This window comes from Massilia sp. YIM B02763 (assembly GCF_030412015.1).
Classification (GTDB): Bacteria; Pseudomonadota; Gammaproteobacteria; order Burkholderiales; family Burkholderiaceae_D; genus Telluria.
Genome location: NZ_JASNRD010000005.1, coordinates 249,997 through 265,662 on the forward strand (window position 1 = coordinate 249,997; position 15,666 = coordinate 265,662).

At 66.9% G+C, this 15,666-nt stretch carries 18 protein-coding genes; 9 read left to right on the forward strand and 9 right to left on the reverse strand.

The features are described 5' to 3' along the window. The first annotated feature begins 14 nt into the window (after positions 1 to 14). The 7 genes from QPK32_RS26540 to QPK32_RS10185 are packed head-to-tail and all read left to right on the forward strand — an operon-like array spanning position 15 to position 7,216. Entirely contained in the window at positions 15 to 518 is a 504-nt protein-coding gene (locus tag QPK32_RS26540; protein WP_308632502.1) for a hypothetical protein, read from the forward strand. After that, the gene (locus QPK32_RS10160) at positions 512 to 1,810 is read left to right on the forward strand and encodes an FAD-binding oxidoreductase (RefSeq protein WP_290412682.1); all 1,299 of its coding nucleotides are present in this window, start codon (positions 512 to 514) and stop codon (positions 1,808 to 1,810) included. The genes QPK32_RS26540 and QPK32_RS10160 overlap by 7 nt, the downstream gene beginning before the upstream one ends. Before the next feature lies 1 nt (position 1,811). Continuing rightward, complete coding sequence (locus tag QPK32_RS10165) at positions 1,812 to 2,564, forward strand: SDR family NAD(P)-dependent oxidoreductase (RefSeq protein ID WP_290412683.1); 753 nt, start codon at positions 1,812 to 1,814, stop codon at positions 2,562 to 2,564. 2 nt (positions 2,565 to 2,566) lie between these two features. Then, positions 2,567 to 4,564, forward strand: a complete 1,998-nt coding sequence (locus tag QPK32_RS10170; protein WP_290412684.1) for a hypothetical protein — start codon at positions 2,567 to 2,569, stop codon at positions 4,562 to 4,564. Further along, positions 4,561 to 5,505, forward strand: coding sequence for an NAD-dependent epimerase/dehydratase family protein (locus tag QPK32_RS10175; RefSeq protein WP_374046724.1), 945 nt, complete (start codon positions 4,561 to 4,563; stop codon positions 5,503 to 5,505). The genes QPK32_RS10170 and QPK32_RS10175 overlap by 4 nt, the downstream gene beginning before the upstream one ends. Further along, positions 5,505 to 6,794, forward strand: a complete 1,290-nt coding sequence (locus QPK32_RS10180) for an NAD(P)/FAD-dependent oxidoreductase (protein WP_374046725.1) — start codon at positions 5,505 to 5,507, stop codon at positions 6,792 to 6,794. The genes QPK32_RS10175 and QPK32_RS10180 overlap by 1 nt, the downstream gene beginning before the upstream one ends. Beyond that, positions 6,791 to 7,216: a GtrA family protein gene (locus QPK32_RS10185; protein WP_290412685.1), complete on the forward strand. Its 426-nt coding sequence runs from the start codon at positions 6,791 to 6,793 to the stop codon at positions 7,214 to 7,216. The genes QPK32_RS10180 and QPK32_RS10185 overlap by 4 nt, the downstream gene beginning before the upstream one ends. Positions 7,217 to 7,264: 48 nt before the next feature. Here the strand turns inward: QPK32_RS10185 and nth are convergent, their stop codons facing one another. Both nth and rsxB read right to left on the reverse strand, forming a co-directional pair. After that, positions 7,265 to 7,912 (reverse strand): endonuclease III, encoded by a 648-nt coding sequence (gene nth, locus QPK32_RS10190; protein WP_290412686.1) that lies wholly within the window; start codon positions 7,910 to 7,912, stop codon positions 7,265 to 7,267. A 16-nt stretch (positions 7,913 to 7,928) separates the two neighbouring features. Beyond that, positions 7,929 to 8,636 carry an electron transport complex subunit RsxB gene (rsxB, locus tag QPK32_RS10195; protein WP_290412687.1) on the reverse strand — a complete coding sequence of 236 codons (708 nt, stop codon included), beginning with the start codon at positions 8,634 to 8,636 and terminating at the stop codon, positions 7,929 to 7,931. Between the two features lie 189 nt (positions 8,637 to 8,825). Between rsxB and QPK32_RS10200 the strand changes: the two genes are divergently transcribed. Beyond that, on the forward strand, positions 8,826 to 9,242 hold the full coding sequence (locus QPK32_RS10200) for an RcnB family protein (protein ID WP_290412688.1): 417 nt from the start codon (positions 8,826 to 8,828) through the stop codon (positions 9,240 to 9,242). A 226-nt stretch (positions 9,243 to 9,468) separates the two neighbouring features. Here the strand turns inward: QPK32_RS10200 and QPK32_RS10205 are convergent, their stop codons facing one another. The 5 genes from QPK32_RS10205 to QPK32_RS10225 form a co-directional block, all read right to left on the reverse strand. Further along, complete coding sequence (locus QPK32_RS10205; protein ID WP_290412689.1) at positions 9,469 to 10,704, reverse strand: polyhydroxyalkanoate depolymerase; 1,236 nt, start codon at positions 10,702 to 10,704, stop codon at positions 9,469 to 9,471. Between the two features lie 269 nt (positions 10,705 to 10,973). Beyond that, positions 10,974 to 12,071 carry an NAD(P)/FAD-dependent oxidoreductase gene (locus tag QPK32_RS10210; protein ID WP_290412690.1) on the reverse strand — a complete coding sequence of 366 codons (1,098 nt, stop codon included), beginning with the start codon at positions 12,069 to 12,071 and terminating at the stop codon, positions 10,974 to 10,976. A 173-nt stretch (positions 12,072 to 12,244) separates the two neighbouring features. Further along, complete coding sequence (gene fdxA, locus QPK32_RS10215; RefSeq protein WP_290412691.1) at positions 12,245 to 12,568, reverse strand: ferredoxin FdxA; 324 nt, start codon at positions 12,566 to 12,568, stop codon at positions 12,245 to 12,247. Between the two features lie 174 nt (positions 12,569 to 12,742). Further along, positions 12,743 to 13,024, reverse strand: a complete 282-nt coding sequence (locus tag QPK32_RS10220; RefSeq protein WP_290412692.1) for a protealysin inhibitor emfourin — start codon at positions 13,022 to 13,024, stop codon at positions 12,743 to 12,745. Beyond that, positions 13,021 to 14,559, reverse strand: a complete 1,539-nt coding sequence (locus QPK32_RS10225) for a hypothetical protein (RefSeq protein WP_290412693.1) — start codon at positions 14,557 to 14,559, stop codon at positions 13,021 to 13,023. Before QPK32_RS10225 ends, QPK32_RS10220 begins: the two co-directional genes overlap by 4 nt. Before the next feature lie 184 nt (positions 14,560 to 14,743). On the opposite strand from QPK32_RS10225, the gene QPK32_RS10230 reads away from it, so the two are divergent. Next, positions 14,744 to 15,022, forward strand: a complete 279-nt coding sequence (locus tag QPK32_RS10230; protein WP_290412694.1) for a polyhydroxyalkanoic acid system family protein — start codon at positions 14,744 to 14,746, stop codon at positions 15,020 to 15,022. Positions 15,023 to 15,049: 27 nt separating this feature from the next. Here the strand turns inward: QPK32_RS10230 and QPK32_RS10235 are convergent, their stop codons facing one another. Then, on the reverse strand, positions 15,050 to 15,307 hold the full coding sequence (locus QPK32_RS10235; protein ID WP_290412695.1) for an acyl-CoA-binding protein: 258 nt from the start codon (positions 15,305 to 15,307) through the stop codon (positions 15,050 to 15,052). Between the two features lie 167 nt (positions 15,308 to 15,474). Next, positions 15,475 to 15,666 carry a hypothetical protein gene (locus tag QPK32_RS10240; RefSeq protein WP_290412696.1) on the reverse strand — a complete coding sequence of 64 codons (192 nt, stop codon included), beginning with the start codon at positions 15,664 to 15,666 and terminating at the stop codon, positions 15,475 to 15,477.

The following is a 15,666-nucleotide window of genomic DNA, read 5'->3' on the forward strand; positions in this document are numbered from 1 at the left end:
GGGGATTGAAGCGGGTGATCCTGCTCGACTGCATCACGCTGGCGATGCTGTACACGCTGCGCATCACGGCCGGCGCGGCCGCGTTGTCGATGCCCCTGTCGTTCTGGCTGCTGGCGTTCTCCGTGTTCCTGTTCCTGTCGCTGGCATTCGTCAAGCGCTATGCCGAGCTGCACAGCCAGGCGCTGTCCGGCAACGGCAAGGTGCATGGCCGCGGCTACTACACGAGCGACGAGCCCCTGATGCTGAATTTGGGGGTTACGGCCGGCTATGCGTCGGCGGTCGTGCTCGCCATGTACCTGAACACCGACAACGTCCTGATGCTGTACCGCTGGCCGGAGGCCGTGTGGGGCGCCGTTCCCGTGCTGCTGTTCTGGATCAGCTGGATCTGGATGCAGGCGCACCGCGGCCACATGCACGACGATCCCGTCGTCTTCGCCGTCAAGGACCGCGCCAGCCAGCTGGCCGGCCTCGCGTTCGGCGCCGTGATGCTGGTCGGTGCGCTCGGGTGGCCATGGTAAAAGTGTCGTCGTGGGGCAGGCTCGACAGCCGCGACCACGAACTGGTCGCGCTGGCCGACCGCGCCCATGCTGCGGCGCACATCGCGCGCGACGGCCGCGGCCTGGCGCAGGGCAATGCGCGCAGCTACGGCGACGTCTGCCTGAACCCGGACGGGCGCTTGTGGCGCACGACGGGCCTGGACCGCTTCATCGCCTTCGATCCCGACAGCGGCCGCCTGCGCTGCGAAGCGGGCGTGCTGCTGCGCGACCTCCAGCGCATGAGCATCGCGCACGGCTGGCTGCTGCCGGTCACGCCCGGGACCCAGATGATCACGGTCGGCGGCGCCATCGCCAACGACGTGCACGGCAAGAACCATCACGTGCTGGGCACCTTCGGCGACCACGTGCTGGGCCTGCGCCTGGCGCGCACCGATGGCACCGTGATCGACTGCGGCCCGGACCGCGAACCGCTCTGGTTCGCCGCCACCGTCGGCGGCATGGGCCTGACCGGCGTGATCGTCGAGGCCGAGCTGCAGCTGCGCCGCGTGGCCGGTCCCTGGCTCGTCACCGATACCGTCCCCTACCGCGACCTGGACGAATTCTTCCACCTGGCCGACAGCTCCGAGGCCGGCTGGGAACAGACCGTGTCGTGGGTCGACTGCCTGTCCGGCATCGGCCGCGGCCTGTTCTTCCGCGCCAACCTGGCCGCCATCCCGGACCGCGCGGCGCTAGCGTCGCGGCGCGTGTTCCGCGTGCCCTTCGTGCCGCCTGTCTCGCTGGTGAATGGCGTGTCGCTGCGGGTCTTCAACGAGGCCTATTTCCAGGCCAAGCGCCTCGAGGCCGGCTACGCCATCGCCCACTTCGAGACCTACACCTACCCGCTCGACAACCTGCACGACTGGAACCGCATGTACGGCCCGCGCGGCTTCTACCAGTACCAGAGCGTGGTGCCGCGCGAATCCGGGCGCGAGGCCGTGCAGGGCATGCTGGCGGCGATCAAGGCGGCGGGGCAGGGCTCCTTCCTGGCCGTGCTGAAGACCTTCGGTGCGCGCCGCAACGTGGGCATGATGAGTTTTCCCCGTCCGGGCGTCACGCTGGCGCTCGACTTCCCCAACCGCGGCCAGCGCACCGCGGCCCTGTTCGAACGCCTGGACGCCATCGTGCGCGCGGCCGGCGGCCGGATCTATGCCGCCAAGGACGCGCGCATGCCGCGCGACCTGTTCGAATCGGGCTATCCGCGCCTGGCCGAATTCTTGCAATACCGCGACCCGGGCATCAGCTCGTCGATGTCGCGCCGTCTGATAGGAAGCTGATATGCCGGACACCCCGCCACGCATCGTCATCGTCGGTGCCACTTCGTCCATCGCCGAGCATTGCGCGCGCCTGTGGGTCGCGGGCCGCACGGTCGCGCTGACCCTGGTCGGACGCGACGCCGGCCGCCTCGAGCGCGTCGCCGCCGACCTGCGCGTGCGCAGTCCCGGCTCGCGCGTCGACGTGCGCACGGTCGACTTTTCCGATCCCGTGGCGATCGCCGCGCTGGCCGATGCCGTCGCGGCGGACGGCCTGCCGCAGCAGGTGCTGATCGCCCATGGCGCGCTGCCCGACCAGGCGGCCTGCCAGCGCGACCTCGGGACCGCCTTCGAGGCGCTCGACGTCAACGGCGTCTCGCCGGTGCTGTTCGCTGAAGCCTTCGCCGGCCGCATGGAAGAGGCGGGCGGCGTCATCACGGTCATCGGCTCCGTCGCCGGCGATCGCGGACGCCGCTCGAACTACGTGTATGGCGCCGCCAAGGGCCTGGTCACGCGCTACGTCCAGGGCCTGCAGCACCGCCTGGCCGGCAGCAACAGCCCGCTCAAGGTGGTGCTGGTCAAGCCGGGACCGACGGCCACGCCGATGACGGCGCACCTGCCGCAGCGCGGCCTGGCGCCCGTCGACGCGGTGGCGCGCACGATCGTGCAGGGATCGGCGGCCGGCAGGCCGGTCGTCTATGCGCCGGGCAAGTGGGCGCTCGTCATGATGGTGGTGCGCCACCTGCCTGCGTTCGTTTTCAACAAGATCAATATCTGACCATGACCGACGACCAACGCCTGCCGCGCATCCTCGCGTGCGCGCTGCTGTTCCTGCTGATCGGCGCCGCCCTGGCCGCCGCCTGCTGGCCCATGATCCAGGCCGCCGGCACCGAGGCCGGCGACTTTGCCGCCAACAGCCTGCTGGTGCAGGATGCCAAGCGCCTGCATCTCCTCTACGGGAATTACTCGCGGGTCGGATTCAACCATCCGGGACCGGCGATCCTGTACGTGCTGGCCGCCGGCGAACTGCTGTTCCACGACTGGCTGCACGTCGTGCCGTCGCCGTTCGGCGGCCAGCTGCTTGCAGCCCTGCTGTACAACGCGGCCTGGATGACGCTGGTGTTCGCGATCGTGCGCCGCAGCGCCGGTGCGCTGCAGGCGCTGCTGTTCGTCGCCGTGTTCGTGCTGGCGACCCTGACCATCGATCCGGCCCTGGTCAACGGCATGTGGTTCCCGCACATGTACTTCTTCCCGTACGCGGCGATGCTGGCGGCGATCGCGCCGCTGGCCTACGGCCGCAGCGACACGCTCAAGGCGCTCGCCGTCAGCAGCGGCTTCCTGGTCAACGGCCACGTGTCCTTCGTGCCCATGCTGGGCATTACGCTGGCGCTGGTGCTGGCCGCAAACTGGCTGCTGTCGCGCCGCGACCCGGCGCTGCGCATCCTGTCGCGCGCCTGGATGGCGGCCCACCGCCGCACGATCCTGGCCGCGCTCGGTATCCTGTTCCTGTTCCTGGTGCCGCTGCTGATCGTCACCGTCCGGCATTTTCCCGGCCCGGTGGCCAACTACATCAGCTTCGGCCGCCAGAACCAGGGCCACGGCCTGCAGGAAGCGATCGACTTCGTGCTCGTGTACTGGGGCGCGGGTCGGATGCCGCTGTGGGGCGGCCTGCTGGCGCTGGTGGTGGCGGTTCTGCTGGTGGCGGTGCCGTCCGCGTCCCGGGACGCCGACGCGGGCGCGCCGGCGCGCCGCCGCTTCGTACAGGGAGCGCGCGCCATGGGCATCGCCTTCGCCGCCGCGAGCCTCGCGCTGCTGTACTACGCCAAGGCGGGCGTCGACGACCTGTCGATGACCTACGTCGCCTATTTCTACTATGCGGTGCCGGCCATGTGCCTGGGCCTGGCGGCGCTGTACCTGTGCCGTGCGCTGGCGGACGGCGCCGGCCAGGCGCTCGCCTGCCTGGCGCTGTTCGGCGTGCTGCTCGCATGCTGGCCGCAAGCCCGCAAGGAGCCGAACTACACCTATAACTACCACCAGGCCGGCGTCGCCGAATTGTACGCATGGCTGCACGGATTGCCCGGCAGCGGACGCATCGTGCTCGACCTGCAAGCGGACGAGCGTCCCTGGGGCATGGCGCTGGCGGTGCAGGTCCATGCCAAGCGGCGTCACGAGAATCTCGTCTGCATCCACGAGAACTGGCACGTCTCGCACACCTGGCCGGCGCGCTGCCGGCCGGAGGAGGTTGCGGCCAACCGGCGCTACGCGGTACGCGTGGTCGGCGCGCCCGATCCGGTGCGCGGCGAGCCCGATGTCGAAGGACGCAGCGTGGCCCTGTTCCGCGTCGGCGAGCCGCCGCGGCCGCTCGCCTACGTCACCGTCAAGGAGCAGCCGGCCTACTTCAAGGGGCTGCTGGGCAAGGACTGGTCGAACCTCGAAGGCGAATTCGTGTGGACCGACGGCCCGGTCGCCGAGATCGACCTGCCGGCCGATCCGGCGCGCAGCCGCACGCTGACGCTGGACCTGGGCGCCTTCATCGGCTACGCCGCGCTGCGCCAGCATGCGCAGGCCTTCGTCGACGGCCGTCCGGCGGGCCGGCTCGAATGGAACTACTTCGAGCAACGTCGCCGCTTCCCCATCGACCTCGGACCGGAACCGGGCGCCGCCAAGCACATCGAGCTGAAGATCGCCGAGCCGCTGATGCCCAAGCAATTCGATATGGGCGACGACACGCGCCAGCTCGGCTTGTCCCTGTACGGCATCAGGAAGGATCCGGCATGAACCTGTTTGATCGCAAGATCGTCCTGCCCGGCGGCGCCGGGCTGGTCGGACAAAACCTGGTGGCGCGCCTGAAGGCGCGCGGCTACCGCAACATCGTGGTGCTGGACAAGCACCGCGCCAACATCGAAGTGCTGCGCCGCGTGCAGCCCGACATCGTCGTCGAATACGCCGACCTGGCCGAGCCGGGCGAGTGGGCGCGCCACTTCACGGACGGATCCACCGTCGTCATGCTGCAGGCCCAGATCGGCGGCAACGACTGGACGGACTTCGTGCGCAACAACGTCGACGCGACGCGCCACCAGCTCGACATCATCAAGGGCCAGCCGGACACGCGCCTGGTCGCGATCAGCTCCTCGGTGGTGGTGTCGGTGGCGGACGACTTCTACACGCGCAGCAAGCGCGAGCAGGAGGACATGGTGCTGGCGAGCGGCATCGCCTGCCCGGTGCTGCGCCCCACGCTGATGTACGGCTGGTTCGACCGCAAGCACCTGGGCTGGCTGTCGCGCTTCATGAGCAAGGTGCCGGTGTTCCCGATTCCCGGCCATGGCCGCTACATGCGCCAGCCGCTGTACGTGGGCGACTTCTGCAACGTCGTCATGAGCTGCATCGAGAACCCGGGCATCACCGGCGTCTACAACATCTCGGGCCACGAGGAAGTCGACTACATCGACATCATCCGCGAGATCAAGCGCGTGACGCGCTCCAAGACCCCGATCGTCAAGATCCCCTACGGCCTGTTCTACGCGCTGCTGTGGGTATGGGGCAAGTTCGACAGCAACCCGCCGTTCACCACGCAGCAGCTGGCCGCGCTGGTCGCGCGCGACAGCTTCGAGGTGATCGACTGGCCCGGCATGTTCAAGGTGCAGAGCACCCCGTTCGCCAAGGCCATCGACGAAACCTTCAACGATCCGACATACAGCAACGTCGTCCTGGAGTTCTGATGAAACAACGTATTGCCGTCCTGGGTGCCGGGCCGATGGGCCTGGCGGTGGCGTATCAACTGGCGCGCGACGGCCATGAGCCGGTCGTGTACGAAGCGGACGACCGCGTCGGCGGCATGGCCGCGCACTTCGATTTCTCGGGCACTTCGATCGAGCGCTACTACCATTTCCATGCGATTTCCGACCACGCCTTTTTGAAAGTGCTGGACGAGCTGGGGCTGTCGTCGAAGATGCACTGGGTGGCCACGAAGATGGGCTACTGGTACCGCGGCGAGGTGCAGGAATGGGGCAACCCCATCGCGCTGCTGAAGTTCCGCGGCCTGGGATTCTCGGCCAAGTTCCGCTACGGCTTGCACGCCTTCCTGTCGACCAAGCGCGACGACTGGAAGCCGCTCGACCACGTCGAGGCGAGCGGCTGGATCAAGCGCAACGTCGGACCGGAAGCCTGGGAAGTGCTGTGGCGGCGCCTGTTCGACTACAAATTCTACGACTACAGCGACAACCTGTCGGCCGCCTGGATCTGGAGCCGCATCCGCCGCATCGGCCGTTCGCGCTACAACCTGTTCAAGGAAAAGCTGGGCTACCTGGACGGCGGCTCGGAGACGCTGCTGGAAGGCATGCGTGCCGACATCCTGCAACACGGCGGCATCCTGCGCCTGAAGACGCCGGCGACCAGGGTGGTCATCGAAGGCGGCAAGGTAACAGGCGTGGAAGCGGGCGGCGAGTTCGCCCCCTTCGACAAGGTGATCAGCACCATCCCGCTGCCCTACGTCCCGCGCGTGATGCCGGACCTGCCGCCGGCCACGCTGGACGCGTTCCGCGCCAAGAAGAACATCGCCGTCGTGTGCGTGATCGCCAAGCTGAGGAAGCCGGTCACCGAGAACTTCTGGCTCAACACCAACGACGACGAGATGGACATCCCGGGCCTCGTCGAATACACGAACCTGCGTCCGATGAACGGCGAGCACATCGTCTACGTGCCGTTCTACGTGCCGGGCGAGCATCCGAAGTTCGCGGAGCCGGACCAGGCCTTCCTGGACAAGGTCAAGCGCTACCTCATGAAGATCAATCCGCGGCTGGCGGAATCGGACTTCGTCGACATGCGCGCCAGCCGCTACCGCTACGCCCAGCCGATCTGCGAGCCCGGCTACCTGGGCCGCCTGCCGCCGGCCAGGCTGCCGGTGGACGGCCTGTGGGTGGCCGACACGTCCTACTACTATCCCGAAGACCGTGGCATCTCGGAGAGCATCGAATTCGGCCGCAAGATGGCGCGCGAGGCGGGGGCGTGATCAAGCGCATTGCGTCCAGTTTCGCCTCGCGCCAGTTCCTGGTCTTCCTGCTGACGGGCGGCTTCGCGGCGGCCGTCAATTTCGGCTCGCGCATCCTGTACAACCGGGCGATGCCGTTCTCCTGGGCCGTCGTCTGCGCCTACCTCACGGGCATGGTGACGGCCTTCGTGCTGAGCAAGCTGTTCGTGTTCAGCGCCAGCACCCAGGCGGCACACCGCGCGGCCGGCTGGTTCATCCTGGTGAACGTGGTGGCCGTCGCCCAGACCTGGGCGATCAGCATGCTGCTGGTGAAATGGGTGCTGCCGGCGCTGGGCGTCACCGCCTACGCGCGCGAGATCGCGCACGGCATCGGCGTGGTCGTGCCCGTGTTTTCCAGCTACCTGGGGCACAAGCATTTCAGCTTCCGCGAGACGGCGCGGTGACGAACGAAAGGGCGCCGCGGCGCCCTTTGTCTTTCGATGCGTGTCGGCTCAAGCGTCCGCCGGCACCGGCGTCTTGTCCTTGAACTCGCACAGGTCGTTGATCAAACAGTTCCAGCACTTGGGCTTGCGCGCCACGCAGGTGTAGCGGCCGTGCAGGATGAGCCAGTGGTGGGCGTCGTGCAGGAAATCCCTGGGCACGAACTTCAGCAGCTTCTGCTCGACGATGTCGACGTTCTTGCCGGGTGCGATCCTGGTGCGGTTGGCCACGCGGAAGATGTGCGTGTCCACCGCCATCGTCGGTTTGCCGAACGCCGTGTTGAGCACCACGTTGGCGGTCTTGCGGCCCACGCCGGGCAGGGCCTCGAGCGCCTCGCGCGAACGCGGGACCTCGCCGCCGTACTGGTTCACCAGGATCTCGCAGGTGGCGATGACGTTCTTGGCCTTGGTGTTGTACAGGCCGATCGTCGAGATATAGGTCTTCAGTTCCTCCAGGCCGAGGTCGAGGATCGCCTGCGGCGTGTTCGCGACCGGGTACAGCTTGCGCGTGGCCTTGTTGACGCCGACGTCGGTCGACTGGGCCGAGAGCAGCACGGCGATCAGCAGTTCGAACGGGGTCGTGTATTCGAGTTCGGTGGTCGGATGGGGGTTGGCGTCGCGAAAGCGGGTGAAGATCTCGAGGCGTTTGGCGGGGTTCATCGCGGGGTTCAGTGGCTTACTGTTCTTCGTTGTTCTTCGCCGGCGGCGCCGTGGCCGCGGCCTTCTGCCTGGCGCGTTCCATCGCGGCGGCGATGATCGCGCGCTTGCGCTCCTTTTCCGCCAGCTCTTCCGGCGTATTGGTTGCCTCGGCCGTCACGGCGCGCATCTTCTCGACCGCCTTGGCGGCCAGGCGCGCATCGTTCTCTTCCTTTTCGCGCCGCAGGCGCGCGCTGCGGAAGTCGTGGCGCGCGCGCGCCGCATCGGCCTGTTCCTGCGACCAGGCGGCCCAGCCGGTCGGTTCGCTCGCCGGGTCGTTCGTGCGCGGGATCATCGCGATGCAGTCGACCGGGCAGGGCGCGACGCACAGGTCGCAGCCGGTGCACAGGCTCGGCAGGATGGTGTGCATCTGCTTGGCCGCGCCGAGGATGGCGTCGACGGGGCAGGCCTGGATGCACAGCGTGCAGCCGATGCACAGCGCCTCGTCGATGAAGGCGACGGGGCGCGGGCGTTCGATGCCGTTGGCGGGGTTGATCGGAATGACCTTCCTGCCCGTGACGGCGGCCAGGCGCGCGACGCCCTCGATGCCGCCCGGCGGGCACTGGTTGATCTCGGCCTCGCCGCGCGCGATCGCCTCCGCATATGGGCGGCACGCGGGGTAGCCGCACTTGGTGCACTGGGTCTGCGGCAGCAGGTCTTCGATCTGGTCGGCGAGCGTCTTGGTCACGGCGATGCAACGATGAAACTGGATAGACCGCCATTATCCGCTAAAAGCCGGCAGGCGTCGAAAAGCGGCGCTGTCACATCTTGATACGAAAACGGCGGCCGCATGGATGTCTTCCGTGAGTCAGCGAACGGAGCAGTGGAAGCGCCCGGTGGTCTACTGGAGACAACTTATGCACTGAGGAAGAATGCCATGAACAACAAGAAGATGATCGTATCGACGCTGATGGTGGCGCTGCTGGGCGCGGGTGCGTCGAGCTTCGCCCAGGACCGCTATCACGGCGACCGCGACCATGACCGCTACGACCAGCGCCATGACCAACGCGATGGCCGCGGCGACTACCGTGGCGACGACCGCCACGACCGCGACGGCCGCCGCGATGACCGCAACTACGGCGGCCGCCACGACGGCGCCGGTCCGGACCGCAACTTCCACCGCGGCTCACGCCTGCCCGACCGCTACCGCCACAACCAGTACGTGGTGAACGACTGGCGCGGCCACCACCTGCGCCAGCCGCCGCGCGGCTACCACTGGGTGCAGACGGGCAGCGACTATGTGCTGGCGGCCATTGCCACCGGCGTCATCGCCGACCTGATCATCAATCACTGATCCAGGGGCTGCCCGCAGGGCGGCCCCGGTAGGTGAGCAGGGTTTCGCTTCCGCGGGGGGAGGCGGCGTGGACGGCCTGCTTCGGATTCGAGGCGGGCCGTTTGCGTTTGAATGCATAAAAAATTGGGGGAAGAGTGCTGGGGGCACTCTTCCGCCTTCGCAGGGACGACGCATCATCTGCCGTCGTCCCTGCGAAGGCAGGGACCCAATCTCGTCAGCCGACCGCTTACGCGTGCTTGCGGATGAACTCCCCGATCATCGGGCAGATGATCTCGCGCCAGCGGCGGCCCGAGAAGATGCCGTAGTGGCCGCACTTCGGCGCCGTGAACTGCTGGTGCAGCTCGGCCGGGATCTTGCTGCACAGCTCGTGGGCAGCATGGGTCTGGCCCAGGCCGGAGATGTCGTCCAGCTCGCCTTCGATGGTGAACAGGGCGACGCTCTCGATGTCCTGGGGACGGACCAGCTGGCCGCCCACTTCCCAGGTGCCCTTGGGCAGGCGCGATTCCTGGAACACGGTCTTGATGGTTTCGAGGTAGTACTCGGCCGGCATGTCGAGCACGGCGTTGTATTCGTCGTAGAACTTGCGGTGCGCCTCGGCCGAATCGTCGTCGCCGCGCACCAGGTGCTGGTAGAACTCGCGGTGCGACTGGGCATGGCGGCCCGGGTTCATGGCGATGAAGCCGGCGTGCTGGAGGAAGCCCGGGTAGACCTTGCGGCCCACGCCCGGATAATTGCCCGGCACGGCATAGATCACGGTGTTCTCGAACCACGAGAACGGTTTCTCGGTGGCCAGGTCGTTGACGGCCGTCGGCGACTTGCGCGGATCGATCGGGCCGCCCATCATGATCATCGACTTGGGCAGTTTCGGGTCCTTGTTGCTGGCCATCAGCGAGATCGCGGCGAGCACCGGCACGGTCGGCTGGCACACGGAGATCACGTGCACGTCCGGGCCCAGGTGGCGGATGAAGTCCTGGACGTAATAAACGTAGTCGTCGAGGTGGAACGGGCCGTCGGACAGCGGCACCATGCGCGCGTCGACCCAGTCGGTGATGTAGACGTCCTGGTTCGGCAACAGGGCGCGCACGGTGTCGCGCAGCAGGGTGGCATGGTGGCCCGACAGTGGCGCCACGACGAGGACGGTCGGTTGCGCGAGCGCCGCGAAGTCGGTGTCGCTCATGTCCTTCTTGAAATGGAGCAGCTTGCAGAACGGCTTGCTGACGACCGTGTGCTCCATGATGCCGACTTCCTGTCCATTGATGGTGGTCGAGGTCAGGCCGAAAGCAGGTTTCTCATAGTCCTTGCCGAGACGGTACATCAGCTCGTAGCCGGCAGCGATACGCTGCGAGAACGGGGTGTGCGCGAACGGCGAAACTGGATTCGAAAACAGTTTGGCAGAAGCATCGGCCCACTGCATCAGTGGGTTCAGGAAGGAGCGTTGCATCTCGTGCAGTTGATAAAGCATAATTTTTTTTCCTTCTTGACTCTGTGCGCAATTGCAAACGTCTGCGCAACGTGGTAAAGCGATTATAGGCTTGATTGGCTTGGCGTGGGGCAACATCAAGCAGGTGTCGCAAACTGACAATAGTGCAATGCAACATTTGTATCACACTTCGCGCGGGGCGGTTCGTTAAGTGCACTACATAAGAAAAATGCCCCGCGGTGCGGGGCATGTTTCGTGGGTACCGTGTTACGGAACGGCAAGCTGGGCGGTCGCGAATCGACCGACGCGCCTCAGTCGAACTGCGGCGTTTCGACGCCCAGGATCTTGTGCAGTTTCGGCGAGGTCGTCGTGTACTGCATGTGGATCTTCTTGTCCGGGAAGATGTACGGCGCGGCGCCGAAGGCGGCCAGCGCGGCTTCGTGGAAGCCCGACAGGATCAGCTTCTTCTTGCCCGGGTAGGTGTTGATGTCGCCCACGGCGAAGATGCCCGGCACGTTGGTCTCGAACTTCTCGGTGTCCATGACCTTCAGCTGGCGGCGCTCGATGTCCAGGCCCCACTCGGCGATCGGGCCCAGCTTCGGCGACAGGCCGAAGAATACCATCAGCATGTCCAGCGGCACGCGGCGGGTCACGCCGTCGGCGCCGGTGACTTTCACTTCGGACAGCTTGCCGTCCTTTTCGTCGAAGCCGGTCACCTGGCCGGTGATCAGCTGCATCTCGTATTCGTCGCACAGCTGCTTCATCTTGGCGACCGATGCCGGGGCGGCGCGGAAATCTTCGCGGCGGTGCACCAGAACGACGGACTCGGCCTTGCCGACGAAGTTCAGCGCCCAGTCCAGCGCGGAGTCGCCGCCGCCGCAGATGACCAGGTTCTTGCCTTCGAACAGGCTCGGATCCTTGACGCGGTAGAACAGCTGGCTGTTCTCGAACTTCTCGATGCCGTCGACCTTGATCGTGCGCGCCTGGAAGGAACCGACGCCGGCGGCGATGAAGATGGTCTTGGTGATGAACTGCGTGCCGGTCGAGGTCTCGACGTTGAAGCGCTGGTCTTCGCGGCGCTGCACGGTGGTCACTTCCTGGCCCAGGTGGAACGTCGGCTCGAACGGCTCGATCTGCTTGAGCAGGTTGTCGGTCAGTTCCTGGCCGGTGCAGACGGGCACGGCGGGGATGTCGTAGATCGGCTTGTCCGGGTACAGTTCCACGCACTGGCCGCCGACGGCGGGCAGCGAATCGATGACGTGGGCTTTGATCTCCAGCAGGCCCAGCTCGAATACCTGGAACAGGCCGACCGGGCCCGCACCGATGATCACGGCATCGGCTTCGATGGCGCCGGCAAAGGAGCTGTTGGGAGCGATGGTGACCGCTTCCGAGGTCGCACTGATTGTCATGCTTACTTCCTGTATGAAGGGGTCGCGTCAAACCTACTGCGCGTTGCAGAAGCGGCCTGCGATGCTCGCCGTACGCCGGTACGGCTGCGCTTCTCGGCCACTTCTGCCGCCGCTCGCTACGGTTTTACGCGATCCCGAGACTGTAATGGATCGGTGATTCGATCGGGAATGGATCAGCGGGCCAGTTGGTCCAGCTTGCTCTTGACGTCCTTCCACTCTTCCGCGTCGGGCAGGGCGGGCTTGGTCTTGGTGATCGACGGCCAGCTGCGCGCCAGGTCGGCGTTGATCTTGATGAATTGCTGCTGGTCCGACGGCACGTCCTCTTCCGCATAGATGGCGTTCACCGGGCACTCGGCCACGCACACGGCGCAGTCGATGCACTCGTCCGGGTCGATGGCGAGGAAGTTCGGGCCTTCCCGGAAACAATCTACCGGGCATACATCCACGCAATCGGTATAGCGACAACGGATGCACGATTCGGTGACAACGTGGGTCATAACAGTCCTATCAATCAGAGTGGGGGCGGCGGCGGATGCGCGCGAGAAGGCTCGCCGGACGCGGCAAAGCACTGTATTTTAGGGCAATTCGGCTTCTACGACAAATCGGACTTATACACAATACACATAAGCAAATGTGTTCAGTCCGCGACGCATTATCGCCGTGGATGATGTCTAGGCGGCGCCGCGCAGGTGGTCCAGCAGCGCTTGCCAGGCGGCGCCGGGCGGCAAGCCGTCTTCCGCCACCGTCACCGTGCGGCAGCGCCGGCCGTCGTCGACCGTGATCTCCCAGCGCCGCAGGTCGGCGCCGACGGGGCAGGCGGGCGCCGGCCCGAAGAAGTCGAGGCGCTCGAGCAGCGCCTCGACCGCCTTGCCGTCGGCGTGGCCGCCGGTGTCCAGCTCCACGCATCGTTCGATGCCGGCGAAGCCGCCGCCGGTCCTGGCCGTGATCTTCATCCCGCCTCCTTCAAGCCCGGCCCTACCTCGTCCGTTCCGACCGCGGCGGCCGCCACGGTGACGCTGGTGACGCTGGCGACGGCGGCGACGGCGACGCCGGCCGGCCCCGTGCGGCCGTGCTCCAGGCACCAGCGCGCCAGCGCCTGCGCTTCCCGGTCCAGCAGCCGTTCGACGTGATAGTACTCGGCCAGGTTCATCGTGCCGCAGCAGGCGCGGCGGTCCTGGCGGGCGCCGGGCGCGTCGCAGACCAGCGGCGCGAAGCGCCGCGCGGGCGCGCCGCCGCCGGCCGGGGCAGGCACGGACGGCGTCCGGGCGTCCGGCGCGGCCACGTCCAGCACTTCGCGCTCGGCGAAGCGGTCGCGGATGAAGCCCTGGTAGGCCTGCGGCTTGCCGTCTTCGGCGGCCAGGCGCAGCATCTCGTTGGCCACGTCGGCATAGGTGGCGGCCGTGTCCGGCGCGGCGACCAGGGCGCGCAGCACCAGGCCGCGCAGCCAGCCGGCCGTGCGGTGCAGCACGCCGGCACAATCCTCCAGCTCGGGGTGGCGCTCGAAGGCGAACGCGTCGGCCAGGATGTCGTAGACGGCGCCCGTGAATACCTGCGACAGCGCGTGGACTTCGGTGCCGGCCTGCGACAGCGTCAGGTCGTTGTCCGCATTGCGCAGGCCCGTGGTGCTGCCCAAGGCCAGGCCGAACTGCTCGGCGATGTCGGCCAGGAAGGTCTTGTCGTGCAGGTGCGCCTTGGTTTGCGCCACCACGGCCTCGCACTGGTCGAGCTGGGACAGCGCCAGGAAGATCGCGGTCAGGTCGCCGAAGGCTTCGTGCAGGCCGCCCGTCTGGGGCGGGTTGTCGGCCTCCAGCCATTGCGGCTTGAGGCCGTCCAGCACGGCGTGGCCCGTCTCGTGGGCGACGATGTCGAAGGAGCGGCAGGTGTACACGCGCGCGCTTTCGCCGCTGGGGACGAAGTCGCCGAACTTCAGGCAGCCCTGCGTGCGGCTGTAGAAGGCATTCATCACGTTCGGCAGGCCGTAGGGGTAGACCTGCAGGGGCGTCGTGTCGGTGCTGCTGTTCCACTGCCAGGGCAGCGGCATGGCGGCCCCGGCCGAGGACAGGGCGCGCTGGTACATGGTCAGCGTCTGGCGCACCACGGCGAAGGTGTGCACGGCGTCGAACTGGGGCGTGTCCGGCATGGTGACGAAGTCGCCGAAGGCGTTCGGCTCGACGGGCGCATTGGCCGCGTCGACGATCTCGATGCGGGCGTCGCGCGGTCCGGCCAGCACCACGCCGGGCAGGAAGGCCTTGCGCGTGCCGATCTCGGACACCGACGGATCCTGCTTCCACATCAGCACGCGCGCGCCGAAGGCATAGGGCAGGGGCGCGTCCCCGGTGCCGGCGTCGGCGGGACGCGCGGATTCGGCGGCGCCGGCAAGCCGCGGGCGCCCCGGCTGGTCGAGCAATTGCGCCGCCTTGCGGTGCTGGCGGTAGGGCGCGCTGGGGGTGGGAATGAAGCCGACCGGCGGCAAGGTGGACGATTCCATGGGTTCTCCTCGATGGCGGCCGCGGGAAACGGCGTTGAGGGGAATGGTCGTCGCTTGCCTTCGAGAAGCATTGAGATTGGTCAATTGACCATTCTCTAGGGTCAATACTGGCCTAAGACGGACTGAGCTGGCATCATGACGGGCTTTTGCGCTAGATCAGTACTTAAATAGAAGGAACAGCCAGATGGCGGACATCAGCATCATCCAGCAACACACGCTTACCCAGCCGGCGGCGCGCGCGGCGGCCCAGAAGGTGGCGGACAAGCTGGCCAGCGACTATGGATTGCAGTGCAGGTGGGAGGGCGACGTGCTGCGCTTCGAGCGCAGCGGGGTGGAAGGCGTGCTCGCGCTGGAGCAGAGCCAGGCCGCCTTGCGCATCAAGCTCGGGTTCATGATGAGCGCCTTCGCACCGGCCATCGAGCAGAAGGTGGCGGAAAGCATGCGCAAGACGTTCGCGGCCTGAGGTGGGGCCGAAGCGGGGGGCTGAAACTCAGGCGTCCTTCAGTTCCTCGATCAGGTCGACGTACTGCTGCATCGCGTCTTCCTGCGACGTGCCCTGCAGGCCCGCCCAGGCATCGTACTTGGCGCGGCCGACCATGTCGGTGAAGCCCGGGCGCTCGCCCGTCACGTCGCCGTTCGCGCCCTGCTTGTACAGCGCATAGATCTTCAGCAGGGTCATGTTGTCCGGACGCTCCGGCAGGTTCTTCGAATCGATCTGGGCCTGGGCGAACTGTTCTTGCAAACTCATGGTGACTCCTTCGGTGATGTGCGGTGTTCGGGATGCCTTAGTGGCAACACTTGGCGCATCTTAGCGCATCATGCGTCGATCGGAGTCAACTTTAGAGGAAACGTTCGGTAGGGTGGACGGGTCCCCCGTCCACGCGTGACGCGTGAACGGCCCGCAGCCGGATAAGGCTATTTGTCGTCGTCGCCGCCGCGGAACGGATAGGTGGCGACATTGACGGCACCCTTGCCGACCGCCACGCCGGCGCCGACGGCCGTCGAGGCGACCGAGACGCCGGTGCCGATCACGGCGCTGCCGACGGAGATGGCCGTGCAGCCGCCGAGGGCGGCGAACAGGCCGAGCAGGGCAAGGGTGCGGATCAT